Source organism: Ruegeria sp. BHSC026, from assembly GCF_059613065.1.
The window spans coordinates 234,883-260,333 of sequence record NZ_JBXWRV010000005.1 but is presented as its reverse complement, the minus strand read 5'-3'; the positions used below and the strand labels follow the sequence as shown (position 1 = coordinate 260,333).

Below are 25,451 nucleotides of genomic sequence, written 5' to 3'. Positions count from 1 at the left end.
AAATGCAAGCTTTACTCAGCGTCGCCCCGGGCGGTCCGGAAACCCTGAAACTGAACACCCTGCCCGATCCCGCGCCGAAAAAGGGTCAGATTGCTGTCCGCGTCCGCGCCGCCGGCGTTAACTTTCCCGACACGCTGATCATCCGCGATCTGTACCAGATGAAGCCGCCCCGCCCATTTGCCCCCGGCGGCGAGATTGCGGGCGACGTGATCGCGTTGGGCGATGGCGTGTCGGATCTGGAGGTCGGCGACCGTGTGCTGGCCCTGACCGGGCATGGCGGCTTTGCCGAACAGATCTGCGTTTCGGCCACCAGCGCCGTCAGGTTTCCCGATTCTATGTCCTACGAAGACGCCGCAGGCTTCATCTTCACCTATGGCACCTCGTATCATGGGCTCAAGGACCGCGCGGCGTTGCGGCCTGGCCAGACCCTGCTGGTGCTGGGCGCCGCGGGCGGCGTCGGTTCGGCGGCGGTGGAACTGGGCAAAGCTATGGGCGCACGGGTGATTGCAGCGGTGTCCTCGCAGGACAAGGCCGATTTCTGCCGCGACCTGGGCGCAGACGAAACCCTAGTCTATCCCCGCGACATCGATCGCGAAGCCCAAAAAGCCCTGTCTGCCGAGATCAAGAAACTTGCGGGTGGTGAAGGCGTAGATATCGTCTATGACGCGGTCGGCGGCGACTATGCCGAACCCGCCTTGCGGGCGATGGCGTGGAAAGGCCGGTATCTTGTGGTCGGGTTCCCGGCCGGCATTCCCAATATTCCCCTCAACCTGCCCCTTTTGAAAGGCTGCGAAATCGTCGGCGTGTTCTGGGGCGCGTCGGTGTTTCGTGACCCCAAGGGCCATGCGGAAAACGTCAACGAGCTGTTCGGACTGTACCTGGCAGGTAAGATCCGACCGCGTATAACCGCGAAATTTCCGCTCGAAGAGGCGGGCAAGGCGCTTGAACTGATCGAGGATCGTTCGGTGCTCGGGAAAGTTGTGGTCACGATAGAGACAGCCTGAACGCCTACGCGGCCATACCGAAAAACAAAAATGCCAGTGCGATTCTCCTTGTTCGCCTCATGCGAGCAGGCTTTGTAGACGCATGCGCGATTCAAGGTTATGAAAAGGCATGGGGACAGGATGATAATGCACAGTATTCTTGTATTGAACGGGCCGAATTTGAATCTGCTGGGCAGCCGGCAACCCGAGGTCTATGGCCATGCGACCCTGCAGATGCTGGAAGACCAGTGCGTTGCGCATGGCAAAGCCATCGGCGTGATGGTCGAAACCTTTCAGTCCAACCATGAGGGCGCCCTGATCGATGCCATTCATGCCGCACGCGGTGTCCATGATGGCATCATCCTGAACGCCGGCGCCTACACGCACAGCTCGATCGCGTTGATGGATGCGATCTCATCCGTCCAGTTACCGGTGGTCGAAGTGCACATGTCCAACATCCATGCACGCGAATCCTTTCGGCACAGATCCTACATCGCGCCGGTCGCGCTCGGGCAGATCTGCGGTTTCGGCGCACAGAGCTATGTTCTGGCTTTGGACGCCCTTGCCGCTCATTTGCAGGACACGGGGGGCGCATGAACCTAGGCGAGTATCTGAATTTCCTGAGCTATGTGAAAACCCTAGAAGAGCTCTGGGCCGCTCATACCGACCAGATGGAGCAATACGGGTTCGATCGGCTTTTGTATGGCCATACTCAATACCGCACGCCTACATCGCTGGGAGATCCCGAAGATTTCGTGATCCTGACCAACCACTGCAAGGAATACATGGACGGGTTCCTGCGCGATGGGCTGTATTTCCACGCGCCGATGCTGAAATGGGCCCTGAATCACGAAGGTGCGGCCAGTTGGCGCATGATTCAGGATATGATGTCCAGCGGCACCATGACGGCCGAGGAGCGTAAGGTCTACGATTTCAACAAATCCAAGGGAATAACAGTCGGTTACACGGTCAGCTTTACCTCGGTGTCGGTTCGCTCGAAGGGTGCGATCTCGCTGGCCTCGCTGAGCCGCACGCAGGACGAATTGGACGCGATCTGGGCCGAGCATGGTGCCGATATCCTGCTCATGAACAATGTCGCGCATCTCAAGATCCTCACCCTGCCCTATGTTCCGCCGAACCGCGCGCTGACCAAACGGCAACGAGAGGCGCTGGAGTGGGTCGGAGACGGCAAGACGACGCAGGACATCGCGCTGCTGATGGGGCTGACCTCGGCCACGGTCGAAAAACACCTGCGTCTCGCGCGCGAGGCGCTATCGGTCGAAACCACGGCCCAAGCCGTGCTGAAGGCGTCGCTGCACAATCAGATATTCGTCATGGAAGCCTAACCTGCACACCCGCGCCCAACTTCAAGTTGACGCTAGGTAAGGAATACATGACTTTCCCGAACGCCCCCAAAATCGCACAGTGATATCGTTCCGTGAGTGGTGGCTTTGGCCAGGGAACATTGGGTCGGATCCTTGTATTTCCAAGGCAGTTCGACCACCTCTGGCGACGGGCGCTTATTCGTCCGCGATCCGTTGTTGGTAATCACGGGGGGCCTCGTCCATCCCCATTAGTAGCGAGGCCTCCCGACATTCTTCTTCCGACTTTCGCACTAAAAAAAACCGGCTGCGCGGGGCGCAACCGGTTCGGTCTGGTTGGCCCGGCACAATTGCCGGGCGCTGGCCGGGTCAGCCTTGCGCGGCCTTGGCGACCTCGGCGGCAAAGTCTTCTTTCTCGACCACGATGCCTTCGCCCACTTCCAGGCGCACGAAACCGGTGATGGTTGCGCCGGCTTCCTTGGCCGCGGCTTCGACGGTCAGGTCCGGGTTCACCACGAACTGCTGGTTCAGCAGGGTCGACTCGGCCACGAACTTCTTCATGCGGCCTTCGATCATCTTTTCGATCACCTGCTCGGGCTTGCCGGATTCGCGGGCGATGTCCATCTGAACCTGCTTTTCCTTCTCGACCACGGCCGGATCCAGATCGGCTTCAGACAGAGCAGCCGGGTTCACGGCGGCGATGTGCATAGCAATCTGTTTGCCGATTGCTTCGTCACCACCCGACAGAGCAACCAGAACACCGATCTTGCCCATGCCGGGGTTTGCGGCGTTGTGCACATAGGACACCACGCTGTCGCCTTCGATCTTGGCCATCCGGCGCAGCGACATGTTCTCGCCGATCTTGGCGATCTTGTCGGTCAGGATGTCGGCAACGGTCTTTCCGCCCAGATCGGCGGCCTTCAGCGCTTCGACATCGTCGACATTCAGCGCCGCTTTTGCGATCTCGCCGACCATTTCCTGGAACTCGGCATTCTTGGCGACGAAGTCGGTTTCGGCGTTGACTTCGACGGCAACACCCTTGCCCCCATCGACGATGACGGCCACCAGGCCTTCGGCCGCGGTGCGGCCCGATTTCTTGGCCGCTTTGGCCAGACCCTTGGTGCGCAGCCAGTCTACGGCGGCATCCATGTCACCATTGGTTTCGGTCAGCGCCTTCTTGGCGTCCATCATGCCTGCGCCCGTCGCGTCGCGCAGTTCTTTCACCAGTGCTGCTGTGATTGCCATGGTTCGGCTCTCCTCAATTCAAATGGGATTGGGGCAGGTCATACCCTGCCCCATATGTCAGTCATGTGACAGGCAGCTTACGCCTCGGCGGGGGCTTCGCTGGTTTCGGCCACGGCTTCTTCTGCCGGAGCTTCCTCCAATGCGCCCAGATCGACGCCAGCGGCACCCAGCTGCGCCGACATGCCGTCCAGCGCCGCGCGTGCTGCCAGGTCGCAGTACAGCGCGATCGCGCGGGCTGCGTCGTCGTTGCCCGGGATCACATAGTCCACGCCATCGGGCGAGCAGTTGGTGTCAACCACGGCCACGACCGGGATGCCCAGCTTGTTGGCTTCGGCAATGGCCAGGGCTTCTTTCTTGACGTCGATGACGAACAGCAGATCCGGAACGCCGCCCATCTCGCGGATACCGCCCAGCGAGGCCTGCAGCTTGGCCTGGTCACGCTCCATGCCCAGACGCTCTTTTTTGGTCAGGCCTTCGGCGCCCGTTTCCATGGCTTCGTCGATCTGGTTCAAACGCTGGATCGACTGGGAAACGGTTTTCCAGTTGGTCAGCGTGCCGCCCAGCCAGCGGTGGTTCATGTAGTATTGGGCCGACTTCTCGGCGGCTTCGGCGATCGGGCCAGCAGCCTGACGCTTGGTGCCCACGAACAGAACACGCCCGCCCTTGGCGACGGTGTCACGAACGGCCTGCAGCGCCTGGTCCAGCATCGGAACGGTCTGGGTCAGGTCGATGATGTGGATGCCGTTGCGCGCGCCGTAGATGTACGGAGCCATGCGCGGGTTCCAACGTTGGGTCTGGTGGCCGAAGTGAACGCCAGCTTCCAACAGCTGACGCATGGTGAACTCGGGAAGAGCCATGCTGTGTTTTCCTTTTCCGGTTTACGCCTTGGCGGGGGTGAAAGAAGCGGTTGCTCCAACCGGCGGCCGTGATGAGGATGTCTCCCTCAAAACGGCCAAACCCCGCCTGCGGGTTTGAATGGCGCGCGTATACGGCAGGATATCGGGCAACGCAAGGGGTAACCGCCCCTATTTTTCAGGGCGCGCCAAGGCGTGCGCATGGCGGATGGCCTCTTCGCAATGGGCCGCCAGCGCCTTGCGGTCGGGAAAATCGCTGACCTTGGCCGGCGCGTGATAGATCAGTTCGACCCGCCCCTGACGCCGCGCGCCCAGTGTCTTGAGCAGATGCGGCCCGAAATCCATGTCGCCCCACCAGCCATAGAACCTGACCGGTTGCCCGGCTGGTGCATGATAGATCACCGTCACCGGCTGAACATACATGAAGTCACGCAGTTCCTCGGCGAAGAACGCCGCAAAAAGCGTTGTTTTGAAGGGCAGAACCCGCAACCCGTCGGTCGAGGTGCCTTCTGGGAAGAATAGCAGTTTGTGCCCGGCTTTCAGGCGCTCTTCGAACAGCTTGGTCTGCGCGTGGGCCTTTCTGCGGTCACGTTCGATGAACACGGTCCCGGCGGCGCGGGCTAGAAAGCCGATGCCGGGCCATTTGGCCACCTCGGCCTTGGACACGAAATACACCCGCTTTCGGGCATTGAGCGCGAAGATGTCCAGCCACGATGAATGGTTGGCCACAACCGCGCCGTGCTGTCGCATCAACGCGCCCGAGGTCTGGAAACCGATGCCCAGGATACGAAATGCGTTGCGCGACACGAATTGCGGGACAAAGGCCGAAACCGGGCGGCGTATCCCGCATAGGGGGCGTTCGAACAGGCGGATGGTCAGCAGAACGATCAGCCCAACGACCACCAACAGCGCCAACGGCAGCCCGCGCACCAGCACCAGAACCCAGCCCAGCAGGCCCAGCCGGACCGGGTCGGGGGCGTCGTCGCTGTACCAAAGCGCCTGGTTCGTCACGTCACGCTCCGCCATAGATGCGCCTCTGCCGGTCGTTCATGCGCGCGGTGTCCAGGATCAGGCAGACATCGGTGGTGTTGAAGGCGCGGTCGATGAAGGCCCCCTCCCCTACGAACCCGCCCAGCCGCAGATAGGCCTTGATCAGCGCGGGCACCTGCACCATCGCCGCGCGGCGGTCCAGCTTGTCGGGGGCGACCAGGTCCATGCTTTGAAACACGTCTGGTTGCGCCCGCACGCGCAGTTCTGGCGGGGCCAGGTGGTTGTGGTGCAGCATCGACAAGGGCTGCGCCAGCGCCTGCACGTCGGTTCCGTGGAAACTGGCGACTCCGAACAGAACCTCGATGTCCCGCTCGGCCACATAGCGCGCCAGCCCGTTCCACAGATGATACATCGCGGTTCCGCCGCGATAATCGGGATGCAGGCATGACCGGCCCAGCTCCAGCAGCTTGCGCCCGCTGTGCTTCAGGACCGTCAGGTCATATTCGTCTTCGGAATAGAACTGGCCCAGTTCGGCCGCCCGGTCTCCGGGCAGCAGGCGATAGACGCCGACAACCGCACCGGTCGAGTCGTCATAGGCCAGCATGTGATCGAAATACGGATCGAACCGGTCGCGCTCAAGGCGTTCGGCATGATCGACCATCTCACCACCGCCGCCCAGTTCTTGCACGAAGACCTCATAACGCAGTCGCTGCGCCGCGCGCAGTTCGTCATCGGTTTCGGCAAGTTTGACTTTGAATGAAAGGCCTGCGTCCGGCATTTGGCAAGGTCGGTTTCCAGTTGCGATCTCAGCGCTGATACCGCAGCCGCACGGCGAATGGCAACACGAACCGGGTGGCGAGCACCGTTAACCTTTCCTAAACCAGTTTCAGGGATCAAGAACCGGCATCAAGGCGATGCGTGTTCCGTCAATCACCACTTTGCCCTGGTCGCGAAAGTTCACGGTGATCTTGCCCGCGATGTTGGACTGGACCTGTCCAACACCCCAATCGGGGAAATCGGGGTGGCGGACATACATGCCCGGTGCAAGAATGGCATTCATATCTGTCATGCGGCGGCTCCGGGTCGTGCATGGGCGGATATTTCAGGAGGTACGCATGGGCGACACCAACGTCAACCTGGCCGAGTTGATCGGCTCTCGGATCTGCCACGATCTGATCAGCCCGATCGGCGCGATCACCAATGGGCTGGAGCTGTTGGAAATGGTTGGCGGCACCCAAGGCCCCGAGATGGAGCTGATCACAGGCAGCGTGGGCAGCGCCGGGGCGCGAATCCGGTTCTTCCGCGTGGCCTTTGGCGCGGCCAGCGATCAGCCGCTGGGCCGCAGTGAAGTGACGGACCTGCTGCGTGATGTCGAGCGTGCGGGCCGTGTCTGGGTGCATTGGAACGTCACCGAGGCGATGCCGCGCAATCAGATCAAACTGGCCTTTCTGGCCATCATGTGCTGCGAAAGCGCCATGCCGATGGGCGGCGAGGTCAAGATCGATAGCGTGGGCGACAAATGGACGGTCACTGGTACGGCCGACCGCATGAATGTGGATCCGGTCCTGTGGAAAAGCCTTCCGACCGGCACATTCGCCAACAAGGTTACGCCGGCGCAGGTGCAATTCGCCCTGCTGCCGCAGACGGCGGCCGCACAGGGCCGACGGGTCACGGCCGAGACGGGCGCGACCCGCGTGGTGCTGCGGTTTTGACGCGGCGACTCAGGCGCGCGTCGTGCCGTTGCCGCGCACCAGGTATTTGAAGCTGGTCAGCTGCGCCGCCCCCACCGGGCCGCGTGCGTGCATCTTGCCCGTGGCGATCCCGATCTCGGCGCCCATTCCGAACTCACCTCCGTCGGCAAACTGGGTCGAGGCGTTGTGCATCAAGATCGCACTGTCGAGCCGTTCAAAGAAGCGGTCGGCGGCGGACGGATCCTCGGTCATGATGCAATCGGTGTGGTTCGATCCGTATTGGCGGATATGCGCGATTGCCGCGTCGATATCGGCCACCGGTTTTGCGGCGATGATGCTGTCCAGAAACTCCTTGCCCCAATCGTCATCGCTGGCCGGCACAGTGCCGTCGGTGGCCAGCGCACCTGCGGCATGCACCTCGACGCCCGCGGCCAACAGCGCGGCGATTACGTCGCGCCCCAGCGTTTCCGCGATATCCTGATGCACCAGCAGGCATTCTGCCGCCCCGCAGATGCCGGTGCGGCGGGTCTTGGCGTTCAGCACCACGTCCAGCGTTTTCTGCGGATCCGCTGCCTTGTCGATGTAGATGTGCACGATCCCTTCAAGATGGGCAAAAACCGGCACCCGCGCCTCGCGCTGAACCAGCCCGACCAGCCCCTTGCCGCCTCGCGGAACGATGACGTCGACATAGTCGGTCATGGTCAGCAATTCCTGCACCGCCGCCCGGTCACGGGTCGGGACCAGCTGGATCGCATCCTCGGGCAGGTTTGCGGCCTTCAGACCCTCGACCAGACAGGCGTGGATCGTGGTCGAGGAATGAAAGCTCTCGGATCCGCCGCGCAGGATCACGGCGTTGCCCGATTTCAGGCACAGCGCCCCGGCATCCGCGGTCACGTTCGGGCGGCTTTCATAGATCACGCCGATCACGCCAAGCGGGGTGCGTACCCGGCGGATGTTCAGCCCCGAGGGCATGTCCCATTCGGTCAGAACCTCACCCACCGGATCGGTCTGTTCGGCCACGGTGCGCAACCCGTCGACCATGCCCTGAATGCGCGCCTCGTCCAGCATCAGACGGTCCATCATGGCCGGGCTCAGACCCTTTTCGCGGCCATAGTCCAGGTCTTTCTTGTTGGCCTCGATGATCTGCGCGCGCTTCTTCCACACGGCTTCGGCGGCGGCCATCAACGCCGCGTGTTTGCGTTCGGCCGAGGCGAAGGCCAGGTCCCGAGACGCATCCTTGGCGCGCTTGCCAAGATCGGCCATCAGGGCGGGAATGCTGTCAAAGTCCTTCATGTCATCTGCCTTTCCGGTCGTCGGACCAGCCAAATCTATCAGTTTTCGCGGCTACAAAGCCAGATCGTCACGGTGGATCATCACCGCACGGCCGGGATAGCCGAGGGTGTCCTCGATCTCGGAGGATTTGCGCCCCTTGATGGCGTCGGCCTCGTACGCGGTGTAGCGGCTGAGCCCCAATCCCATGCGTCGGCCCTCGTGGTCCTTGATGGCCACCGGGTCGCCCCGTCCGAAATCGCCCGTCACCTCGACGATGCCGGCCGGCAACAGGCTTTTGCCATTCTCCAGCGCGCGCGCGGCCCCTGCATCGACCGTGATCTCGCCCCGCGGCTTCATCGCCGAGATCCAGCGTTTGCGCGCCGCATGCGGGTCCAGCTTGGCCTTGAACCAAGTGCTGTTCGCGCCATTGTTCAGCAGTTTCAGCGGGTTCAAAGGCGATCCTTCCGTAATCGCCATGTCGCAGCCCGCCGCCGTCGCCATCTGCGCGGCCATCAGCTTGGTCTTCATGCCGCCCTTGGACAGCCCGGAACCGGCGTCACCGGCCATCGCTTCGATCTCGGGCGTGATCGCGTCGATCACGTCAAACCGGGTGGCAGAAAGGTCCTCGGCAGGGTTGCCGGTGTAGAATCCATCGACATCGGACAGCAGAATCAATTGGTCCGCACCGACGGTCACGGCGATCTGCGCGGCTAGGCGATCATTGTCGCCGTAACGGATTTCATCCGTGGCCACCGTATCGTTCTCGTTCACGATGGGCACAACACCCAAACCCAGCAGAGTTTCCAGCGTCGCGCGCGAATTCAAGTACCGGCGGCGGTTCTCGCTGTCTTCGAGCGTCACCAGAACCTGCGCCGTGGTGATGTTGTGCGGTGCCAACGCCTCTTCATAGGCCCGCGCCAGCCGGATCTGCCCGACGGCGGCAGCGGCTTGAGATTGCTCCAGCGACAGTGCGGTTGCGGGCAGGCCCAGAACACCGCGCCCCAGGGCGATCGAACCGGAAGAGACCAGAACCACATCCGTCCCCTGCCCTTTGAGCCACGCCACGTCCTGCGCCAGCGAATGCAACCAGTCCGAACGCAGCTTGCCGGTCGCACGATCGACCAGCAACGCCGAGCCGATCTTGACCACCAGGCGCTTTGCGTCGGTCAGGGCTGCCACGTCTCGCGCTCCTCGGTGGGTTTCTGGCGCAGGCGGTTCTCGTCGATCTGGGCGCGCAGGGCTCGCAGAACTTCGGTCACGCCCTGCCGGGCGACGCCCGACATGGTCATGACAGGGCCACCCACGGCCTCTTCCAGCTCGGCCTTGGCCAGTTCAAGCTGTTCTTCGTCCAACGCGTCAATCTTGTTCAGCACGGTGATACGGGGCTTGTCGGCCAGCGCGCCGCCATAGGCCTCAAGCTCGTGGATGATGGTGTGATAGTCCTGCGCGATGGTCTCAGACGTGCCATCGACCAGATGCAGCAACACCGCGCAGCGTTCGACATGGCCCAGGAAACGGTCGCCGATGCCGCGGCCTTCATGCGCGCCTTCGATCAGGCCGGGAATGTCGGCCACCACGAACTCTACGTTGTCCACGCCGACGACGCCCAGATTGGGGTGCAGCGTGGTAAAGGGATAATCGGCGATCTTGGGCCGGGCGTTCGAGGTGGCGGCCAGAAAGGTCGATTTGCCCGCATTCGGCAGGCCCAGCAGCCCCACATCGGCAATCAATTTGAGACGCAACCAGATTGTACGGTCTACGCCCGGCTGCCCCGGATTGGCCCGGCGCGGCGCCTGGTTTGTGGCCGATTTGAAATGCAGGTTGCCAAAACCACCATTGCCACCCCGCGCCAGCAGGACACGTTGCCCCACCTCGGTCAGGTCGGCGATCACCGTCTCCTGATCCTCGTCCAAGATCTCGGTTCCGACGGGCACACGCAGGATGATGTCGTCGCCATCCTTGCCGGTGCGCTGCTGGCCCCGGCCGGGCTGGCCGTTCTTGGCAAAGAAATGCTGCTGATAACGGAAGTCGATCAGGGTGTTCAGCCCGTCCACGACCTCGGCCCAGACGGACCCGCCCTTGCCGCCGTCCCCGCCATCGGGGCCGCCGTATTCGATGTACTTTTCGCGTCGGAAGCTGACGCACCCGCTACCGCCGGCCCCGGACCGGATGTAGACCTTTGCAAGATCGAGAAATTTCATGTCAGTCCCCTACTGCAAAGGCCCCATCGGCCACAAGTCAGAGTTTTTTGCTGTACGTCCAGGTGGGCACATTTGCGTCGCGCGCCACCGAGAAGCTTTCGGCATCGCCAAGATACTGGAACCCGCAATGGGTCAGAACACGCGCCGAGGCGGGATTGTCCTGAAACACGCTGGCAAACATCGTGGCGTTTTCCAGCGGGTTCGCCTGAACCAGCGCTTCCACTGCCAGCGAGGCGATGCCCGTGTTCCAGTACAAGGGCGCGACCCAATAGCCCACTTCGGACTGGTTGCGATCAAGCCGCTTGAGCGAGATCACCCCGATCAACTCGGGCCCGCCATCCTTGGTGGCGTCCATGGCCCAGACGTCCTCGTCCCGGTCCTCGGCCATGGCGCGGGTCACGAAAGCCTCGATCGAACCGGGCGGCAAAGGGTGCGGGATCGACGTGGTCATGCGCGCCACGCGCTCGTCCCCTGCGTAATGCTCGATCAGGCCCATGTCCGACCGGCGCAGCGGGCGCAGGTCGAACCGCTCGGTTTCAATGACCGGCTGATTTATGATTGCCTCAAGTTTCATTGGTGTGTTCCTCCTCCGAACAACACGAAAAGTACGGATGCAACAGTCAGACCCGCGAGAGTCCACATCAGATATTTTTCCGCCGGCCGTCCCGCAACCACACGGGCAATTCTATCCCCCGCAAAGGTCCAGATCGGATGCAGGACCAACTGGCAGGTCAACAGAACGAGCGCGATCGTGAGCGTCGCACTCAGCACCGATGTCCCCGCCGCTACGAAACCGGTGAACCCCGCGATGATCATCGCCCACGCCTTGGGGTTCAGTGGATGCACCACCAACCCGGCCCAGAATCCGGGAACCGACTCGCCTGCGCCCTGATTGGACAGGCGCAGGTTGGCGATTTTCCACGCAAGCCAGCAAATATAAGCCGCCGAAGCGTATTTCAGAACTGCAAACGCGGTTGGAGCCTGTTCTGCCAGTTGCAGAAGGCCAAAGCCCAGCGGCCAAATGATCAGCTGCTTACCCAGAATAACACCTGCCACGAAAGGCAGTGCCGCGCGGAACCCATAGCGCGCACCCGTTCCCAACAGGACCATGTTGGCCGGTCCCGGCGTGCCGACCTGGCTGGCGGCAAAGATCAGGAAACTGGTGGTCGCAACGGGCATCGGGGTTTTCGATCACATCTGCGTCAAAACGAAAAAGGGACCGGCACTTTGTGCCGGTCCCCCATGAATTTTTCTTAAACCTTCTGGGTTTCGGCTTACTCTGCGGCCTCCGCCACTGGCAGGACCGAAATGAAGGTGCGGTTTTTAAGTCCCTTGTGGAACTTCACGGCGCCATCAACGGTTGCAAAGATGGTATGATCCTTGCCCATGCCAACGCCTTCGCCCGGCCAAAACTTGGTGCCGCGCTGACGCACAATGATGTTGCCTGCAACGGCAGCCTGGCCACCATACAGTTTCACGCCAAGGCGACGACCCGCTGAGTCGCGGCCGTTACGGGAGGAACCGCCAGCTTTTTTATGTGCCATTCTCTCTCTCCTTAGCCTTTGGCCAGCTCTTTGGCCTGCTCAACCCATTCGGGTTTCACTTTGACCGTCTCGATAGCAGCAATCTGCTCGTCCGACAAGGCGGCCAGAGCGGCAAAGCTTTCGATACCGGCTTCGGCCAGTTTCTTGGCAGCTGCGGGACCAACACCGGTGATCTTGGTCAGATCGTCAGCGGCAGCAGCAGCGGCCGGGGCCTCTGCCTTGGCAGCGGCTTTTTTGGCGGGTTTCGCTGCTTTCGCAACTTCACCTGCCGGTGCGGAACCGGTGGCGGCCTTGACGCCCGACTTGTCCGCACCCGAGGGCAGGATGTCGGTGATCTTGACCAGGGTCAGCTTCTGACGGTGGCCAACGGTGCGCTTCGAGCTGTGCTTGCGGCGGCGCTTGACGAATTTGATGACCTTGTCACCTTTGATCTGTTCGATCACTTCTGCCTGAACGGCCGCGCCATCGATGAACGGCGCACCGACAACGGGGGCATCGCCACCCAGCATCAGAACGTCGTTGAATTGGACTTTTTCACCTGCGTCGGCAGCCAGTTTTTCAACGCGGAGCACGTCGCCCGCCTGAACCTTGTACTGCTTGCCGCCAGTCTTGAGGACTGCAAACATGCGTCTTTCCTTTTTCTACCGCGTTCTGTGGTCCCCGTCAGACGGGTGTTTCGGCCAAAGCCACCTCGAACAGCGCGCCCTTTTCGGGCGGATGAACGACCATCAGGGCGCACCCGTCCGGCCAGCAATAACGAGACCCGGCGCGGAGGTTCCGGCCGGGATGCGCGCTTATCCATGGATACCGGCCCAAAGTCAACACCAAACCGCGCCTAAAGATCTGATGCGTTCAGAACCTGCCCTACTGTAAAGCCAACCTGATAGGAAAGATCCTCGTACATGTCGCCAAGCCCCGCAAACAACGCGCGGTTCAGCGCCCGGCCGGCCTCGGTCCGGGAAAAGGCGATGTTTTCGCGCAGCTGCGCCGGATCAAGCGGACCATAGGCCAACATCAGGAACGAATACAGCCATTCGCGCGTGTCATCCTCGGTTTCTCCGGCCTGTTCGAGCAGTTGCGCCAGCATCTGGTCACTGTCCGCGACCACGCCCTGCCCGTCGGCGAGCCCGCGCAGAAACGCGTAATCCGCGCCGAGAGTGCCGGCGACATTCTGGTCCACTAGATCATTGATCTGGACAAATTCGTCGATCAAGCGAAAGAACTCGGCCTCCTGATCCGCCCCGGCAAGGGCGTCCAAGGCCGCCTGCCGGATCGATTCTTCCGAAAAGGCCCGCCGGGCGGAATTCTCGAGCCGAACGACCGTCCGGCCGGTCTCGCCCTCGAAAAACACGGCCGCCTGTGTCATCTCGGTCGCGGTCATCCCGGCGGCCAGGGATTCGATCAGCCGATCATGCATCCACGCAGGGTCATAGAAGTCCTCGATCTGAGCCCGCAGATACGAGCCGCCCCGGCCCTCCAGCATGGCCCCGTCGATGTCATCGACTTGCTGAACGCCCTCGTTGCTGAGAATCTGCGCCACCTCGCGCAGGTGCAGCGCTGCAGCCAACCGCTCGGCCGTCTCGGACGTTGCCGCGGCGGCCGCCCATCCGGCGCAGATCAGCCACAGGGTCAGAACGACTTGCATCAGATGTCCTGAACCGGGCGCAGCTCGGCCATCCGCGCGGCCAGCGTCTCGAACCGGTTCGCCATGATCTCGTACTGCACCGCATTGAGCAGTTCATAGACCTGCTGCATTAACGGATGCTCGAGCGCCCGGGTGTAGGCCTCGAGATCGGCGTCCGAGAAGGTTTGATAAGTATAAGCGGCATTGGCCAACGCCGACTGCTGCATTGATTGGCGCATCTGGGTCTCGTTCGCCTTCATCATCGCGCGCAGGCCGTCGGCGTCGAGTTGCAGATCGATGACACCGGCCGCACTGGCCGCCAGAAGAAAACGCACCTGGATTTCCTGGACCGCCCGCAGCGCCGTTTCGCTGGCGTCGATTGCCCTGTTCATCCGCTTGAGGATCTCGACCCGCATCGACCCCTCTCGGACCAGATCGGCCACGATCCTGAGACCCTCGGCCTGCTTGGCGTCATCGTCCTCGATCATGTGCGAGGCGTTCTCCGCCTCGACCAGTCGCTGTCCCAGATCCGAGGCATAGAACTCGACCGCATGGGTCAGGGCCTCGTCGCTAAGCGTCTGCTCCAGTATGGACACAGCGGTTTCGTGCATCTTTTCGGTGTCGAACACCTCTTCCGACAACCGTGTCCATTGCGAACCGAACCCCTCGGGGTCGATCCCCACCATCTGAGGCGCCGAAGCGGACGCCAGCGCGATGCTCTCCAGCGCCACGTCGAATCCGGTGGTTTCGAGGAAGGCCTCAATCCGGTCTCGGCTTGCGGCCTGCGCCGCCTGCCCAAGCGCAAACAGCAGACCCAGCGAGAAAATAGCGATACGAGCGATGAAGGTAATGGAGTATTGCATGGGCTTCAGCCTAGGATATTTCACCGCTCAGGCAATGGAAAATCGGCCGGATGCGATATTGACGAATTTTCTGCTTGCACCCTCCGGCGATCATCACTAAATCCCCCCCTCACAGACCCCCGCGGAGAGGTGCCGGAGTGGTCGAACGGGGCGGTCTCGAAAACCGTTGTGGGTGCAAGCCCACCCAGGGTTCGAATCCCTGTCTCTCCGCCATCAATTTTTCTTAAGTGACTGTATTTATAGTCATTTTAGCAAATCGTTCGTAGCGTACCCCCCCATTTACCCCCCCCCTCGAAAGTGGGTCTGGCCATAGTGGGCACAGACAAAGCTCGGTCGTCAATAAGCTCCCATGCTGGTATGGCCGAATCTAAATTTATCGGCTATCGGCTCAAGTCGGACTTTCGTCGAGCAATACATCGCTGCAGTGGCGCTTCGCCAAAGCGTAAATTGATCGTTTGATCGAAATTCTGGTCCAGCAAAGTCTATTGTGAGGGCGAAAAACCGCCGCCGAAATCTTGGTGAACCAACAGCTTGCTCCACGTCCGGCGCGGCTCTCCCATGCGCAGCTCGCAACAGCTAGTTGCCCATTTCCCATTTAGTAACGATCCACTCTCCGATACCGCCTTCAAGCTCCCTTCGCGCGGTCACTACCGCAATCCGCGTCGGATGTCGGAAAGTCTTCACGCCGAATCTTCGCATCAGCTTTTCTACCTCATGATCGTGCTTCGAGCGGACTAAGGCGTTCGTCGGCGCTGTCAGATACAGCCTTTTCGTCAATCCTCCAAGGCGCTCGACGTCGGACGCCTGAGGGAGGCCCTTGTTCCGATTCCAAGGTGTTAGGACTGCCACTGGATTTTTTTCGAGAACATTGTTCCAAAGGCCATCATGGTGGCCCGTGATGGAACCATGGTGAGGTACTTTGAGATAGTCGGCCGATCCTTGTGGGCGGTTTCTTGACGAGACGACAGAGTCCCAACCTGCACGGGGGTCTGCCGTAGTTTCGAGGTCTGCACCTAGGACTACATTTGCTTCGCCGAACACGAGCCAAAGCGCCACAGAGTGGTTGTTCGGTCCGGTGGGAACGGCACGCTTGATTGCTTTCCCGGTTTCAGGCAGCCGCTCCGCAAACTTTGCTTCACTTATTGTAGTTTGGAAATCGGAAGGAGAGAGTGTCCAAAGCTCGAAGGATTGAGAGTGTGACAGATGTTCCGAACCGACCGACAGAATGCGCTTGTCTTGGCTTCCTCTGTGGGGGCCGCGTCCGGCCATCATCATCCTCTTGACCACACCAATGAATTCGTCGACGCCGGATCCGTGTGCCGACTGAGTGTTTGAAGACAATGCCCCCGCAAATTTTTTGAACTCCTGTTCCGTAAGAGCCTGAGAAATGCAGATTTTTGCGCTTGGACAAGCGTCTATTGTGGCCACCGCACCGCGTATGTGATCGTCGTGCCAATGAGTGATGACCACCAGTTCGACGGAATTTTCAAGATCAACACCGAGCGATCGAAGGTATTGAATCGATGCGGGTTCTTCTTTCCGGTTGCCGAGTGTCGAATCTACTATGAACCAGCGGTCATCACCAAAGTGGACGACCACCGATTCACCGTAACCCGGCCCGAAAACCGTGATCTCGGCTTCAGTCGCCTTCGGCTTCTGCTGCATCTACCCACTCGATACGATCGAACATTGCATCAAGGCGCCGTTGCGCTTCGTGCATGCTACTCTTCTTCCAAGCGGGCAATCTGCGAAACACAATATTACAGACCTTTTCCCGGGTCCCTCCAATTGCTTGAGTTCCCAACAAAAGCCTGAAAATCGCACCCGGCTCGACTAAGTTGCGGTCGCCGGGTTGAACATCGGAGAGATCAAAGCTTGTAAACTCGTCGAAATCGTTTTTTAAACCCTTCACCGCCACGAGCCGGGCGAAAAATGCGTCCTCTTCGACTGTTTCGACAATCCCTTCCCACTCAACGACGTTACCGGTTGTGGAAGGATCGGTGCGCACTTGATGGTGGCTGCGGACTGCCGGGCAACGAAACGCTTTGAATTCTTCAACATCCACGCCAATAAAGCGCGGCCCCAGTTCTTCGGCCCATGCCAAAAACCGGTCTGCAGACATGTCCATATTTTCAGCCTGTTCGTCCGTCACCTCTTCGATATTCAAGTCGAGAGGCAAAAAATTTAGTTCCTCTCGCGCTCGAACCCTAGAAGCGCTCGCGCTGTCGTCGATCTCTCTTATGGCAGTGGCGCTCATGCTGAAATACTCGCTATAGAGTCAATTATTTCGTCGCTATCTATTAAGGCCTGAGCAAACTCTTGATCAAGCTTCCTAATTGCCTGAAGTGCCCCGGAGCCCTCTTTGTAGTCTCGAAGATCGAAGTGGCGGTTCACCGCAACGAAAATACCACTCATTTTGTCCAATGCCTGAGATGGCTCGATTCGGGCTTCAAGTGATCCTGTTGTGTCGTCGTCGTTTTTGATTTCTCTCATTCTGAGAGACATCAATCCGCCAACTTGTTCACCTTCGCTGCGTTGGATGCGCTTTCCAAACTCACCCCATGGGTCGGTCGGTGCGAGCATCCTACCAATCTGTGTTCTTCTCTCCGGCGACGATGCGCGGAAATGCACGGATTTATTGATCCCAAAGCTTTGCACTCGCGAGTGAGGAAGCAAATCTCCGAAAACCTTGGATACCAGGTCGAGAAGTATGATTTCCGGTGCTTTTGAAACTTCCACCTGAAATCTATTCGCTTCGCAAGTTACTCTGATTTGATTGCCGAGCGTCATTGAGGCTACCTCCCTATGGATGACGCCAACTTCGGATGATTCTACATGTTCTTGTGAAATCACCTCGTTCTGGGCGAACCATGCGGGGTGAAAAATGGACGGGTTGAAACTACCCAGAAGCACGATAGACCAATGCGAGCGTTCAATCTCTGCTGCCAAGTCCGGTCCTCCAAACAAACAAATATGTGTGCCTTGACGCACTCCCACCTCTTCGGCACATACCGCTGTTGGGCCGATGTGGCAACACTTGCCAGTTTCCGCCACTTCTCATGATAGCGGCCTGTCACCAAGAAACTACCAGTAACATAAGGTTTCGATAACTGGGTGTTAGCACAACTGGTTTGCATGAGAGCCCGCAACAAAACGTCACCCTCTTGGGCCGTAAGGCACCGTCCGTTTGTCGCCCAACTCTTAAAATATCTCGCTAACGTAGCGAACGCCCGCTTCCGCCCTCTAGTCACTGACCTGACAAAACCGACACAACCGACAAAACCTGCGCGCTTGGGGATTCTGTCAGATTTGTCGGTTTTGTCATGGGGCTTATCACTTGCCTGCCAGGTGGATTGCAGGGTTGACGATGTAGAGACGTGAGCGCCGCCCGCCCATGGCACCTGACGGTTGCTCCACCTGTCGAACAATATCGCCTTCTTCCAGTGCCTTGAGGGCTGGATTTAACTCAGTAGCGGTCGCCAATCCTGACCGATCCAGGCGCAAGACCTCGCGGGACGTGAAGCGCTCCCAGCCTTGGTCCCGGATCACGGCCACCAGGCGGCGTGCGGCGCGTTCGGTCTTTGACAAGGACGCGCTGGCATAGGCGCGCCGCGCCATCGGCAAGGCGTAGGATTTGACGAACTCCGCCGCCCGGTCGAATTCCTCCGCGCTGACCTGGTGCGTTTCCTCTTCGATCCCTGTTGCCCAGTCCAGGTAAGATAGCACCAGGGCAAGCCGAACCGTCATACCGGGCAGCTTACCTATATATGAGAGCAATAGCCCGTCGGCCTCGGATTCCAACTGCCTTACATAGCTACGTAACGCATCGAGGCGGTCACAAGCCTCTTCCGTAAACGGTATCAGCCAAGGCCGCGTGACGTCGTGATCGTCTGTTACCATATGTAGGGATAGAAGCCTGCTCAACGCGCGCTCTATGAACGCATCATCCGGGCTGCATCGCGGACGCCGTATCGGAACGGGATCGGGCCAGATCGGCATGAACCGCGCCAACAGGCCGTCATCATCGGTATTGATGAGCAAGCCATTCAGCTTGTCAGGTTGGATACCGCCCACAACGCCGATGGACAGCCGATCTATGTATACAGGATCGCGCCCCATACGTTCGACCGTATAGGCACGACCGCCATAGGCTTCGAGCCAGAACGGCCGATCCGATCCGCCGCCGGAATAGCGTGTCATGCCTTGCAGCCACCCGGCCAACTCATCCCGAGCCGCCAGTGTTCCGCGCGCCTGCTTTTCCAGGATCACGGCCAGGCGCTCCACGGTGCCGTCCGCGACGCACAAACGCGGCAGAAAAGGTTCCTGACCTGGATTGGCGGCCTCGGGCCGCTCGGGCGGTGTGGAGCCGTCCTTGATGGCGGCCTTGGTCGCTTCCCTCCAGGTGCTTTCGGCAATCTTCGCGATCTCCGCAGCTTCCCGCCATTGGGCGAGTTCGCCTTCCGCGTTTTTGCGGAGCTCCCGTTCAGCCTTGCGGAGCGGGGTCAACACCGCGTCGAGGCCAGGGGATTTGCCGCTGGACGGCAGGCCAATTGCCATCGTCCACAGGATCGGCGGTTCCGACCATCCTGCCCAGGGCGATACCCAACGCGTATTCCCGATCAACGATCCGGCCACAGCCAACAGAGCGGCCACGATGTAATCCGGTGGCGATGACTTTGCCTCAGCGGCAGCGGTGATCCAGTGCGCCCATGTCGGCCCAAAGACCTCTTCCAGCGGCAATCTTGGCGCAGCCGCACGCTCATCGCGCAAAAACCGCGATGCCGGTTCCGGCCAATCCGGCGCAAAACTCTGTTCTTTCGGATGGAGGGTCATTGCGCTTTTGCCTTTCCCGTCAGCACGTCGTTCCAGTCGAAGCCATCAGGGGCGGGCAGCAATGAGACGCGCCATCCCAGAGCATAGGCGCGATGTGCCAGCACTTGCGCCGCCTCGCGGCCCACGGCGTCGCCATCGGGGGCTATCACCAGGTCGCCAGGACGATCCGGCAGGCGCAGAGACTTCATGCCGCTGGCGCTCAACGCCGCCCATACGGTTGCAGGGCCATCCAACAGACCGGAAAGCAGCGACAGCCCTGTTTCGATGCCTTCCGTCACTACAAGCCGCCCAGGTGCGTCAGAAAGTTGAACCGCACCGCCCCTGGTTGCCCCCAACATGGCCTTGCCGGGGGACAGGTCCGTTTTGCCGGTGCCGTCCACACGTAGATACGTCCGGTGCACGGCGAAGGTTTCGGAGCCGCCGACATACCCGACAAGGGCGGGCACCCGTTCCGCCATCGGATGCCAGCACGCAGCCACGTAACGCAGGCTGTCCGGCAGCGGACATGTGACCCCACGATGGCGCAGGTAGGTTTCGCCCGGTGTTCCGTGAATGGGTCGGGACTCGCGCCAGAGGGATCGGGCGATCTGCGCGCGCCGCTGATTGTGGCGGCGTTCGTCTTCCTGGCGTTTGCGCACGATCTCGGGGCTGGGTTGCGAGGCCGTTTCTGTACCATTGACCAGGCCCAGCCCCTTGAGCGCGTCCAGAACATGCATGAAGCTGCACCCGGCATGACAGGTCAGCAAAAGCTGACCAGAATGCCCGTTGGCGATGCTGAGACTCGGGGAGCGATCTTCATGAGCCGGACAGCAGGCAATGCCCGACCGCCCGGACCACCGCCCGCCCAACGCACGTGTGATGGTTTCCGCGTCCCGCATCACGCCACCTCCCGCTTGAACCGCTTGGGAAGGGTCTGCAGCATTGGGTGCTGCGGCGCTTTGTGCGTCTGGTGGAGGCGGATCAGGGCCTTCCGGGTCACACAGTAGCCCAACGTGTCCCACGCCGCTCCACCAGCCGCAAACTCGAACCGCTGGCGCTGGAACAACCATTGCAGCCCGTCCCGGCACACCGCGACACGATAGCGCCCGCGACGGAACACCTCGCCACGATAGAAGTCCGAGGTTTCTCGGTGATCGGTTCCTTGCGCGATGCTCGCTGCTTGCAGAGTGTCAGTCATGGCTCACACCTCTGCGCTTGCGCGGCTTTCCAGCCAGCTCAAAACATCGGACTGACGCCAGCCGACAGCCCGTTTCCCGAGCTTGATGGGTTTCGGAAACGCGCCCTCCGCGATCATCGCGTAGAGGGTGGACCGGGAAAGCCCAACCAGGGATTCCACAGCCGGCCTGCGGTAGATCTTTTCTTGCATTGCAAAGTGCCTCTTCGAACGCCACGCCATTTCTTTTGACGCGACCTGTTGTCGGCAGTATCGAGGAAGGCAGGGATTGCTCTAAATTCCTGACGTCCCGTCGGTTCCGGTGTTGGCGCACCGGGGCCGACACGAAGCGCCAACTGCCAGTAAGCGCCGCGTAAGTTCGAATAAGCACAGGAAAAAACACCTGCCAACGGGCTCCCGATGGCAGGTCAAAACGTAAATTTCCCAATGGGTTGGCTGTTGGATTGGGGGATTAGGTACGGGAATTCATATGAATTGCGCTTTTTTTGGACGGAAATGCTAAGCGTCTGTTTTTCAACTATTCTTTTTTCAGGAATTTTTCCCAGGCAACCATCATCTTGCGGCGGCGCTCCAGGGCATCGGTCCGGCGGTAGGCGCGCACGACCATGCTGTCGACGTTATGGGCCAGCGCGAGTTCCGCCATGTGGTGGTCATAGCCTTCTTCTGCGGCCCAATCGCGGAAGGTTGAGCGCAGCCCATGCGGTACAGCGGGCGCGCCGCTCTTGGCGTCAACATAGCCGGGGCCGCCTTTTGCCAGATCGGCCTGATGCATCTTCCGCATGACGGACGACAAGGCCATGTCAGACAGCATGCCGCCCTTGGCTCCAAAAAACACATAAGGCGAGCCCTCAAGCCGGGGAAGTTCCTTCAGCAAGGCAATCATTGTGGGGGTCAGCGGAACGCGATGCTGCCGCCGCGCCTTCATGCGCGCGGCTGGAATGGTCCAATGACCCGCCTCAAAGTCCACTTCATCCCAGGTCATGCCGCGTATCTCACCCGAGCGCGAGGCCGTGAGCGCCGCAAATTGAAGCGCCTTGATCGACATGCCGTCCCGACTCGCAAGATCGGCCCACCAGCGCCCGGTGTCACTCTGCGCCAGCGCAGGGTGATGCTTCACGGTTGCGACCTTGCTGGGTTTGGGCAGAACCTCCGACAAGTTGCCTTTCCAGCGCGCCGGATTGTCGCCGGTGCGCAACTCGTTCACGGTCGCCCAGGACAAGACCTTCTCAAGGCGTCCACGCAAGCGGCTGGCGGTTTCGGTCTTCTCTTCCCAGATCGGCTTGAGAACCGAGACAACGTCCGTGACGTCGATGGTTTCCACGGGCATATGCCCGATCACCGGAATGGCGTAGGTGTCCAGGGTCGCGCGCCACTGCTTCTTGTGTTTCTCGCTGCGGAACTCCGCCAGCTTGGCCTCCAGGTACTTTTCCACGACGCTGGCAAAGTCCGTGGCCATCTTGGCTTTGCGTTTCTCTGCCAGAGGATCGCCGCCCAGATACGCCTTGCGCTTGTTCTCAGCCGCCTGTTCCCGCGCCATCGACAATGTGACAAGGGGATAGCCGCCAAGGCCGATCTCGCGGCGCTTGCCGGAAATCACGATCCGCTGAATCCAGTATTTGCGGCCATCCTTGTCTATTCTCAGAAACAGGCCGTAGCGGCTGTTGTCGAAGTATTTCCCAGGCTTGGTTACGTTCTTTACAAAGGTTGCCGTCAGGGGTTTGCCTGCTGCCATGAGTCTGCGAGGTCCACTTTCTTGTCCATCAGTTTATCCCCCATTTGATGCTGGAAACCACCGGAACTCACAAGACCATTTCGGAGGCCAAATTAAGAAATATTGTTTATTATAAAAGTCTTATCGGACTCACGTGGACCACCCAGGACCCTCACATGGCTGCCTGTCTCTCCGCCACTATCACCATACATGATCGCATTGCAGTACGCGGCTTGGATGAATTCATCGCGCCTTTTTCCCGTGACGGCGTGATCTTGCCGGCCCAACTGCGCCGATCAGCGCCCGGCGGCTCAAACGCGGATCGAGGAAGGAAAACACGGGTTTTCCCCTTTGAACTCAACTAGTTTGAGCACATCTCGATACCATGCATCCAAAGAGGAGACCCGTGATGTCCCGCCTGATCCTTGTCGCCGTCATCGCCGTTCTAGGCGTCGGCGCCTATTTGTATTTGAAACAACCCGAACCCACTCCAGCCGAGAAACTTGAATCGGCCGCGCAACAGGCCGGAGAGGCCATCGGCGACGCCGCGACCGCCGTGACCGAAGCCGCAGAGCAAGCACTTTCGGAAGCTGGAGATCAAGCCAGCGAAGCTGCGTCTTCAGTCGTCGAGCAGGCCTCGGAAACTGCCGAGCAGGCGGGTCAGGCCGCCACTGACCTTGCCGATCAGACCAGCGATCAGGTGGCTGCGCTGACGGCTCAAGGAAGCGAACTGATCAACGCTTGGGTTCAGGAGGGCATGCTGACCGCGGATCAGTTCGACTATGACAAGATGGTTGACGAGGTGCGCAACAGTCAGCTGAGCCAGGACATCCAGGCCAAGGTCATTGCCATTCTGGACGAGATCAAGGCCGCCCCGGAAACCGCCGCCCTGAAGCTGCAGGAATTACGCAACCTGCTGATCCAATGAGGTTTTCCTGGGCCGCCCGGCAGCATGGCGCAGGATGTCCGGCCAAGCCGAGCCGCTTCCGTAACGTAACAGAACGGGTCGATTGACGGACAGGGCCGCATTTGCTTGGCTTGGCTCCAACAGGCTGCCCTGATCGGCTGTGGCCTTGGTTGATCCCAGCGTGCGGGCAATCCACCCGCTTGGGACGGGCCACAAAAAATCGGGTAACGACCCAAGAGGAAGAGCAAAGTGACCGAGTTGCCCAAAACCATGTTCGCCGTGGTGCAGAAATTCGAAGGATACGCCAAAACCGCCACCGGACCTGTGATCGAGCAAGCCTCGGACTGGCTGGAAGAGGTCGAAATCCCGGTGCCCGTTGCGGGGCCCGGTCAGGTTTTGATCCGTCTGCGCGCCGCTTCGGTGAACCCGTCCGACATCCACTTCATCAAGGGTGAATACGGCCAACCACGCGTCAAGGGCGCCCCGGCTGGCTTCGAGGGGTGCGGTGACGTGGTCGCCACCGGAAAAGGGGCCGAGGCGCTGATGGGTCAGCGCGTGGCTTTCGTCGCCTCGGGTTCGGGGGCCTGGGCCGAATATGCGCTGACCCAGGCACAGATGTGCATCCCGTTGCGCGCCGAGATTTCGGATGACGACGGGGCCGCGCAGATCGTGAACCCGCTGACTGCGATGGCGATGGTCGATATCGCCAAATCGGCCGGAAAGTCCTTTGTCGTATCGGCGGCAACCAGCCAGTTGGGCAAGCTGATGTGCGGGTTGGGGCGTGATCTGGGGCTGAAGCCCATCGCCATGGTTCGCCGGGCCGAGGCGGTCGAATTGCTGAAATTCCACGGCGCGGCCGAGGTTCTTGTGACCACCGACAGCGATGTTGTCGAGAAATTCGCGCAGACCAGCGCAACCCTGAAACCGCGCGTGTTTCTGGATGCGGTCTGCGACCAGCTGTCCGAGCAGATCTTCTGCGCCATGCCCAACGGCGCGCGCTGGGTCAGCTATGGCAAGCTGAGCACCGAGGCCCCGCGACTGACCCAGATGGGGCAATTGATTTTCATGAGCAAGCGGATCGAAGGGTTCTGGCTGACTCAGTGGATGATGTCCACGCCGCCCGAGGACCAGATGCGCGTGGTGGCCGAGGTGCAAGCCCGGTTTGCCGACGGACGCTGGAAAACCGACGTGTCCACACACCTGCCGCTGCGAAATATCGTTTCCGGGTTGGCCGATGCGCTGAAAAAGAGTGACGGAAAGGTCATCATCACGCCATAGTAGAATGCGCGCCCCGGAGATTGGAGGAGATCCGGGGCGCACACAAAAGATGCCGGGCCAACCGGCAAATGGGAGGAGAATTTGGACAACGCACAGCTGCTGATCAGCGGGCTGGCGAATGGCTGTGTCTACGGCCTGATCGCGCTTGGCTTCGTGTTGATCTACAAGGCGACCGAGGCCGTGAACTTCGCCCAGGGCGATTTCATGATGCTGGGTGCCTTCGTCACCATCGGATTGACCAATACAGAATACATGGGCCTGCCCTTCTGGCTGGCCCTGCCCATCTCGCTGGGGATCATGGGCGCGCTGGGGTATCTGCTGGATCGGCTGATCATCCGCCGCCTGTTCGGGGAAAGCCAGACCGCCGTGGTCATCCTGACCATCGCCCTAGGCTTCGTGATCCGCTTTGTTGCCGGGCTGATCTGGGGGCACGAGCCGCAGACGCTGGAAAACCCGCTGGCCGGCAAGGAGGTCCGCTTTGGCGGGCTGGTTCTGGGGATGGAGGACGTGGCGGTCATCGTCGTGACCGTGCTGCTGACCTGGGGGCTGTATGTGTTTTTCAGCAAGACCAAGCTGGGTCTGGCGATGCAGGGCGCCTCGCAGAACCAGTTGGCGGCCTATTACATGGGCATCCCGGTCAAGCGCGTGCAGGGGTTCATCTGGGGTTTGGCCGGTGTCGTGGCCGGGATCGCGGGCATCCTGTTTGCCGCCAAGGGTTCGGTCGACCCGACCACCGGGCTGCTGGGGATCAAGGCCTTTGCGGCTGCGGTCATCGGCGGGTTCGGCAGCCTGCCCGGAGCCCTGGCGGGCGGTCTGATCGTCGGCGTGATCGAACCCTTCGCCAGCCGCTACATCGCCGCGGGCTACAGTCAGATCGCGCCTTATGCGCTGTTGCTGGCGGTGCTGATCTTCCGTCCGCACGGCCTGTTCAGCCAGGTCCGGGTCAAGAAGGTCTGAGC

At 60.6% G+C, this 25,451-nt stretch carries 30 protein-coding genes and 1 tRNA gene; 9 read left to right on the top strand and 22 right to left on the bottom strand.

Going from position 1 to position 25,451, the window contains the following annotated elements; all coding sequences use genetic code 11:
* Positions 1 to 2 precede the first annotated feature (2 nt).
* From AC2FME_RS09145 to AC2FME_RS09135, 3 genes are all read left to right on the top strand, one after another.
* The gene (locus AC2FME_RS09145; protein WP_496800248.1) at positions 3 to 1,004 is read left to right on the top strand and encodes an NADPH:quinone oxidoreductase family protein; all 1,002 of its coding nucleotides are present in this window, start codon (positions 3 to 5) and stop codon (positions 1,002 to 1,004) included.
* 126 nt (positions 1,005 to 1,130) lie between these two features.
* Positions 1,131 to 1,580 (top strand): type II 3-dehydroquinate dehydratase, encoded by a 450-nt coding sequence (aroQ, locus tag AC2FME_RS09140; protein WP_496689279.1) that lies wholly within the window; start codon positions 1,131 to 1,133, stop codon positions 1,578 to 1,580.
* The gene (locus AC2FME_RS09135) at positions 1,577 to 2,329 is read left to right on the top strand and encodes a helix-turn-helix transcriptional regulator (protein ID WP_496800247.1); all 753 of its coding nucleotides are present in this window, start codon (positions 1,577 to 1,579) and stop codon (positions 2,327 to 2,329) included. The genes aroQ and AC2FME_RS09135 overlap by 4 nt, the downstream gene beginning before the upstream one ends.
* 345 nt (positions 2,330 to 2,674) lie before the next feature.
* Here AC2FME_RS09135 and tsf read toward each other — a convergent pair whose 3' ends face one another.
* The 5 genes from tsf to AC2FME_RS09110 form a co-directional block, all read right to left on the bottom strand.
* Positions 2,675 to 3,550, bottom strand: coding sequence for a translation elongation factor Ts (gene tsf, locus AC2FME_RS09130; RefSeq protein WP_496711098.1), 876 nt, complete (start codon positions 3,548 to 3,550; stop codon positions 2,675 to 2,677).
* Positions 3,551 to 3,627: 77 nt separating this feature from the next.
* Positions 3,628 to 4,407 carry a 30S ribosomal protein S2 gene (gene rpsB, locus AC2FME_RS09125; protein ID WP_496800246.1) on the bottom strand — a complete coding sequence of 260 codons (780 nt, stop codon included), beginning with the start codon at positions 4,405 to 4,407 and terminating at the stop codon, positions 3,628 to 3,630.
* A gap of 168 nt (positions 4,408 to 4,575) precedes the next feature.
* A complete protein-coding gene (olsA, locus tag AC2FME_RS09120) occupies positions 4,576 to 5,430 on the bottom strand; it encodes a lyso-ornithine lipid O-acyltransferase (RefSeq protein WP_496800245.1) in 855 nt (284 codons plus the stop codon).
* On the bottom strand, positions 5,417 to 6,172 hold the full coding sequence (olsB, locus tag AC2FME_RS09115) for an L-ornithine N(alpha)-acyltransferase (RefSeq protein WP_496800244.1): 756 nt from the start codon (positions 6,170 to 6,172) through the stop codon (positions 5,417 to 5,419). Before olsB ends, olsA begins: the two co-directional genes overlap by 14 nt.
* Before the next feature lie 108 nt (positions 6,173 to 6,280).
* Positions 6,281 to 6,463: a DUF3553 domain-containing protein gene (locus AC2FME_RS09110; protein WP_496682951.1), complete on the bottom strand. Its 183-nt coding sequence runs from the start codon at positions 6,461 to 6,463 to the stop codon at positions 6,281 to 6,283.
* Between the two features lie 46 nt (positions 6,464 to 6,509).
* Between AC2FME_RS09110 and AC2FME_RS09105 the strand changes: the two genes are divergently transcribed.
* A complete protein-coding gene (locus AC2FME_RS09105) occupies positions 6,510 to 7,106 on the top strand; it encodes a histidine phosphotransferase family protein (protein ID WP_496800243.1) in 597 nt (198 codons plus the stop codon).
* Positions 7,107 to 7,115: 9 nt separating this feature from the next.
* Here the strand turns inward: AC2FME_RS09105 and AC2FME_RS09100 are convergent, their stop codons facing one another.
* From AC2FME_RS09100 to AC2FME_RS09060, 9 genes are all read right to left on the bottom strand, one after another.
* Complete coding sequence (locus tag AC2FME_RS09100; protein ID WP_496800242.1) at positions 7,116 to 8,378, bottom strand: glutamate-5-semialdehyde dehydrogenase; 1,263 nt, start codon at positions 8,376 to 8,378, stop codon at positions 7,116 to 7,118.
* 51 nt (positions 8,379 to 8,429) lie between these two features.
* On the bottom strand, positions 8,430 to 9,536 hold the full coding sequence (gene proB, locus AC2FME_RS09095; RefSeq protein ID WP_496682943.1) for a glutamate 5-kinase: 1,107 nt from the start codon (positions 9,534 to 9,536) through the stop codon (positions 8,430 to 8,432).
* Positions 9,524 to 10,558, bottom strand: coding sequence for a GTPase ObgE (obgE, locus tag AC2FME_RS09090; RefSeq protein WP_005983058.1), 1,035 nt, complete (start codon positions 10,556 to 10,558; stop codon positions 9,524 to 9,526). Before obgE ends, proB begins: the two co-directional genes overlap by 13 nt.
* Before the next feature lie 37 nt (positions 10,559 to 10,595).
* Positions 10,596 to 11,132: a GNAT family N-acetyltransferase gene (locus tag AC2FME_RS09085; RefSeq protein ID WP_093962048.1), complete on the bottom strand. Its 537-nt coding sequence runs from the start codon at positions 11,130 to 11,132 to the stop codon at positions 10,596 to 10,598.
* Positions 11,129 to 11,737 (bottom strand): LysE family translocator, encoded by a 609-nt coding sequence (locus tag AC2FME_RS09080; protein ID WP_093962047.1) that lies wholly within the window; start codon positions 11,735 to 11,737, stop codon positions 11,129 to 11,131. The genes AC2FME_RS09085 and AC2FME_RS09080 overlap by 4 nt, the downstream gene beginning before the upstream one ends.
* Positions 11,738 to 11,832: 95 nt before the next feature.
* On the bottom strand, positions 11,833 to 12,102 hold the full coding sequence (rpmA, locus tag AC2FME_RS09075; RefSeq protein WP_005983052.1) for a 50S ribosomal protein L27: 270 nt from the start codon (positions 12,100 to 12,102) through the stop codon (positions 11,833 to 11,835).
* Positions 12,103 to 12,113: 11 nt separating this feature from the next.
* Positions 12,114 to 12,728: a 50S ribosomal protein L21 gene (locus AC2FME_RS09070; RefSeq protein ID WP_170367097.1), complete on the bottom strand. Its 615-nt coding sequence runs from the start codon at positions 12,726 to 12,728 to the stop codon at positions 12,114 to 12,116.
* A 209-nt stretch (positions 12,729 to 12,937) separates the two neighbouring features.
* A complete protein-coding gene (locus AC2FME_RS09065) occupies positions 12,938 to 13,747 on the bottom strand; it encodes a DUF2059 domain-containing protein (protein WP_496800241.1) in 810 nt (269 codons plus the stop codon).
* Positions 13,747 to 14,589 carry a DUF2059 domain-containing protein gene (locus AC2FME_RS09060; protein WP_496800240.1) on the bottom strand — a complete coding sequence of 281 codons (843 nt, stop codon included), beginning with the start codon at positions 14,587 to 14,589 and terminating at the stop codon, positions 13,747 to 13,749. Before AC2FME_RS09060 ends, AC2FME_RS09065 begins: the two co-directional genes overlap by 1 nt.
* A gap of 123 nt (positions 14,590 to 14,712) precedes the next feature.
* Here AC2FME_RS09060 and AC2FME_RS09055 point away from each other — a divergent pair.
* Positions 14,713 to 14,802: transfer RNA gene (locus AC2FME_RS09055), tRNA-Ser, on the top strand.
* Between the two features lie 363 nt (positions 14,803 to 15,165).
* Here AC2FME_RS09055 and AC2FME_RS09050 read toward each other — a convergent pair.
* The 8 genes from AC2FME_RS09050 to AC2FME_RS09015 all read right to left on the bottom strand — a co-directional run bounded on the left by AC2FME_RS09050 (position 15,166) and on the right by AC2FME_RS09015 (position 22,328).
* Positions 15,166 to 16,254 carry an MBL fold metallo-hydrolase gene (locus AC2FME_RS09050; protein WP_496800239.1) on the bottom strand — a complete coding sequence of 363 codons (1,089 nt, stop codon included), beginning with the start codon at positions 16,252 to 16,254 and terminating at the stop codon, positions 15,166 to 15,168.
* Complete coding sequence (locus tag AC2FME_RS09045) at positions 16,229 to 16,846, bottom strand: hypothetical protein (RefSeq protein WP_496800238.1); 618 nt, start codon at positions 16,844 to 16,846, stop codon at positions 16,229 to 16,231. The genes AC2FME_RS09050 and AC2FME_RS09045 overlap by 26 nt, the downstream gene beginning before the upstream one ends.
* Positions 16,843 to 17,538, bottom strand: a complete 696-nt coding sequence (locus AC2FME_RS09040) for a hypothetical protein (protein ID WP_496800237.1) — start codon at positions 17,536 to 17,538, stop codon at positions 16,843 to 16,845. The genes AC2FME_RS09045 and AC2FME_RS09040 overlap by 4 nt, the downstream gene beginning before the upstream one ends.
* 384 nt (positions 17,539 to 17,922) lie before the next feature.
* Positions 17,923 to 19,422, bottom strand: coding sequence for a YfjI family protein (locus tag AC2FME_RS09035; protein WP_496800236.1), 1,500 nt, complete (start codon positions 19,420 to 19,422; stop codon positions 17,923 to 17,925).
* A complete protein-coding gene (locus AC2FME_RS09030) occupies positions 19,419 to 20,138 on the bottom strand; it encodes a DUF7146 domain-containing protein (protein WP_496800235.1) in 720 nt (239 codons plus the stop codon). Before AC2FME_RS09030 ends, AC2FME_RS09035 begins: the two co-directional genes overlap by 4 nt.
* Positions 20,139 to 20,299: 161 nt before the next feature.
* Positions 20,300 to 20,599 carry a hypothetical protein gene (locus AC2FME_RS09025; RefSeq protein WP_496800234.1) on the bottom strand — a complete coding sequence of 100 codons (300 nt, stop codon included), beginning with the start codon at positions 20,597 to 20,599 and terminating at the stop codon, positions 20,300 to 20,302.
* Positions 20,600 to 20,602: 3 nt separating this feature from the next.
* Positions 20,603 to 20,788: a helix-turn-helix transcriptional regulator gene (locus AC2FME_RS09020; protein ID WP_496800233.1), complete on the bottom strand. Its 186-nt coding sequence runs from the start codon at positions 20,786 to 20,788 to the stop codon at positions 20,603 to 20,605.
* A 325-nt stretch (positions 20,789 to 21,113) separates the two neighbouring features.
* Complete coding sequence (locus tag AC2FME_RS09015; RefSeq protein ID WP_496800232.1) at positions 21,114 to 22,328, bottom strand: tyrosine-type recombinase/integrase; 1,215 nt, start codon at positions 22,326 to 22,328, stop codon at positions 21,114 to 21,116.
* Between the two features lie 47 nt (positions 22,329 to 22,375).
* On the opposite strand from AC2FME_RS09015, the gene AC2FME_RS09010 reads away from it, so the two are divergent.
* The 4 genes from AC2FME_RS09010 (at position 22,376) to AC2FME_RS08995 (ending at position 25,449) form a co-directional block, all read left to right on the top strand.
* The gene (locus tag AC2FME_RS09010) at positions 22,376 to 22,672 is read left to right on the top strand and encodes a hypothetical protein (RefSeq protein ID WP_496800231.1); all 297 of its coding nucleotides are present in this window, start codon (positions 22,376 to 22,378) and stop codon (positions 22,670 to 22,672) included.
* A gap of 44 nt (positions 22,673 to 22,716) precedes the next feature.
* The gene (locus tag AC2FME_RS09005) at positions 22,717 to 23,235 is read left to right on the top strand and encodes a hypothetical protein (RefSeq protein WP_496800230.1); all 519 of its coding nucleotides are present in this window, start codon (positions 22,717 to 22,719) and stop codon (positions 23,233 to 23,235) included.
* Between the two features lie 228 nt (positions 23,236 to 23,463).
* On the top strand, positions 23,464 to 24,492 hold the full coding sequence (locus AC2FME_RS09000) for a zinc-binding dehydrogenase (protein WP_496800229.1): 1,029 nt from the start codon (positions 23,464 to 23,466) through the stop codon (positions 24,490 to 24,492).
* Positions 24,493 to 24,573: 81 nt separating this feature from the next.
* Positions 24,574 to 25,449, top strand: coding sequence for a branched-chain amino acid ABC transporter permease (locus AC2FME_RS08995; RefSeq protein WP_149775119.1), 876 nt, complete (start codon positions 24,574 to 24,576; stop codon positions 25,447 to 25,449).
* Positions 25,450 to 25,451 lie beyond the last annotated feature (2 nt).

Excerpts from the sequence above, each read along its gene's own strand:
- AC2FME_RS09145 (WP_496800248.1), top strand. The coding sequence starts at position 3 with ATGCAAGCTTTACTCAGCGTCGCCCCGGGCGGTCCGGAAACCCTGAAA.
- aroQ (WP_496689279.1), top strand. The coding sequence starts at position 1,131 with ATGCACAGTATTCTTGTATTGAACGGGCCGAATTTGAATCTGCTGGGC.
- AC2FME_RS09135 (WP_496800247.1), top strand. The coding sequence starts at position 1,577 with ATGAACCTAGGCGAGTATCTGAATTTCCTGAGCTATGTGAAAACCCTA.
- tsf (WP_496711098.1), bottom strand. The coding sequence starts at position 3,550 with ATGGCAATCACAGCAGCACTGGTGAAAGAACTGCGCGACGCGACGGGC.
- rpsB (WP_496800246.1), bottom strand. The coding sequence starts at position 4,407 with ATGGCTCTTCCCGAGTTCACCATGCGTCAGCTGTTGGAAGCTGGCGTT.
- olsA (WP_496800245.1), bottom strand. The coding sequence starts at position 5,430 with ATGGCGGAGCGTGACGTGACGAACCAGGCGCTTTGGTACAGCGACGAC.
- olsB (WP_496800244.1), bottom strand. The coding sequence starts at position 6,172 with ATGCCGGACGCAGGCCTTTCATTCAAAGTCAAACTTGCCGAAACCGAT.
- AC2FME_RS09110 (WP_496682951.1), bottom strand. The coding sequence starts at position 6,463 with ATGACAGATATGAATGCCATTCTTGCACCGGGCATGTATGTCCGCCAC.
- AC2FME_RS09105 (WP_496800243.1), top strand. The coding sequence starts at position 6,510 with ATGGGCGACACCAACGTCAACCTGGCCGAGTTGATCGGCTCTCGGATC.
- AC2FME_RS09100 (WP_496800242.1), bottom strand. The coding sequence starts at position 8,378 with ATGAAGGACTTTGACAGCATTCCCGCCCTGATGGCCGATCTTGGCAAG.
- obgE (WP_005983058.1), bottom strand. The coding sequence starts at position 10,558 with ATGAAATTTCTCGATCTTGCAAAGGTCTACATCCGGTCCGGGGCCGGC.
- AC2FME_RS09085 (WP_093962048.1), bottom strand. The coding sequence starts at position 11,132 with ATGAAACTTGAGGCAATCATAAATCAGCCGGTCATTGAAACCGAGCGG.
- AC2FME_RS09080 (WP_093962047.1), bottom strand. The coding sequence starts at position 11,737 with ATGCCCGTTGCGACCACCAGTTTCCTGATCTTTGCCGCCAGCCAGGTC.
- rpmA (WP_005983052.1), bottom strand. The coding sequence starts at position 12,102 with ATGGCACATAAAAAAGCTGGCGGTTCCTCCCGTAACGGCCGCGACTCA.
- AC2FME_RS09070 (WP_170367097.1), bottom strand. The coding sequence starts at position 12,728 with ATGTTTGCAGTCCTCAAGACTGGCGGCAAGCAGTACAAGGTTCAGGCG.
- AC2FME_RS09065 (WP_496800241.1), bottom strand. The coding sequence starts at position 13,747 with ATGCAAGTCGTTCTGACCCTGTGGCTGATCTGCGCCGGATGGGCGGCC.
- AC2FME_RS09060 (WP_496800240.1), bottom strand. The coding sequence starts at position 14,589 with ATGCAATACTCCATTACCTTCATCGCTCGTATCGCTATTTTCTCGCTG.
- AC2FME_RS09050 (WP_496800239.1), bottom strand. The coding sequence starts at position 16,254 with ATGCAGCAGAAGCCGAAGGCGACTGAAGCCGAGATCACGGTTTTCGGG.
- AC2FME_RS09045 (WP_496800238.1), bottom strand. The coding sequence starts at position 16,846 with ATGAGCGCCACTGCCATAAGAGAGATCGACGACAGCGCGAGCGCTTCT.
- AC2FME_RS09035 (WP_496800236.1), bottom strand. The coding sequence starts at position 19,422 with ATGACCCTCCATCCGAAAGAACAGAGTTTTGCGCCGGATTGGCCGGAA.
- AC2FME_RS09030 (WP_496800235.1), bottom strand. The coding sequence starts at position 20,138 with ATGCATGTTCTGGACGCGCTCAAGGGGCTGGGCCTGGTCAATGGTACA.
- AC2FME_RS09025 (WP_496800234.1), bottom strand. The coding sequence starts at position 20,599 with ATGACTGACACTCTGCAAGCAGCGAGCATCGCGCAAGGAACCGATCAC.
- AC2FME_RS09020 (WP_496800233.1), bottom strand. The coding sequence starts at position 20,788 with ATGCAAGAAAAGATCTACCGCAGGCCGGCTGTGGAATCCCTGGTTGGG.
- AC2FME_RS09015 (WP_496800232.1), bottom strand. The coding sequence starts at position 22,328 with ATGGCAGCAGGCAAACCCCTGACGGCAACCTTTGTAAAGAACGTAACC.
- AC2FME_RS09010 (WP_496800231.1), top strand. The coding sequence starts at position 22,376 with ATGCTGGAAACCACCGGAACTCACAAGACCATTTCGGAGGCCAAATTA.
- AC2FME_RS09005 (WP_496800230.1), top strand. The coding sequence starts at position 22,717 with ATGTCCCGCCTGATCCTTGTCGCCGTCATCGCCGTTCTAGGCGTCGGC.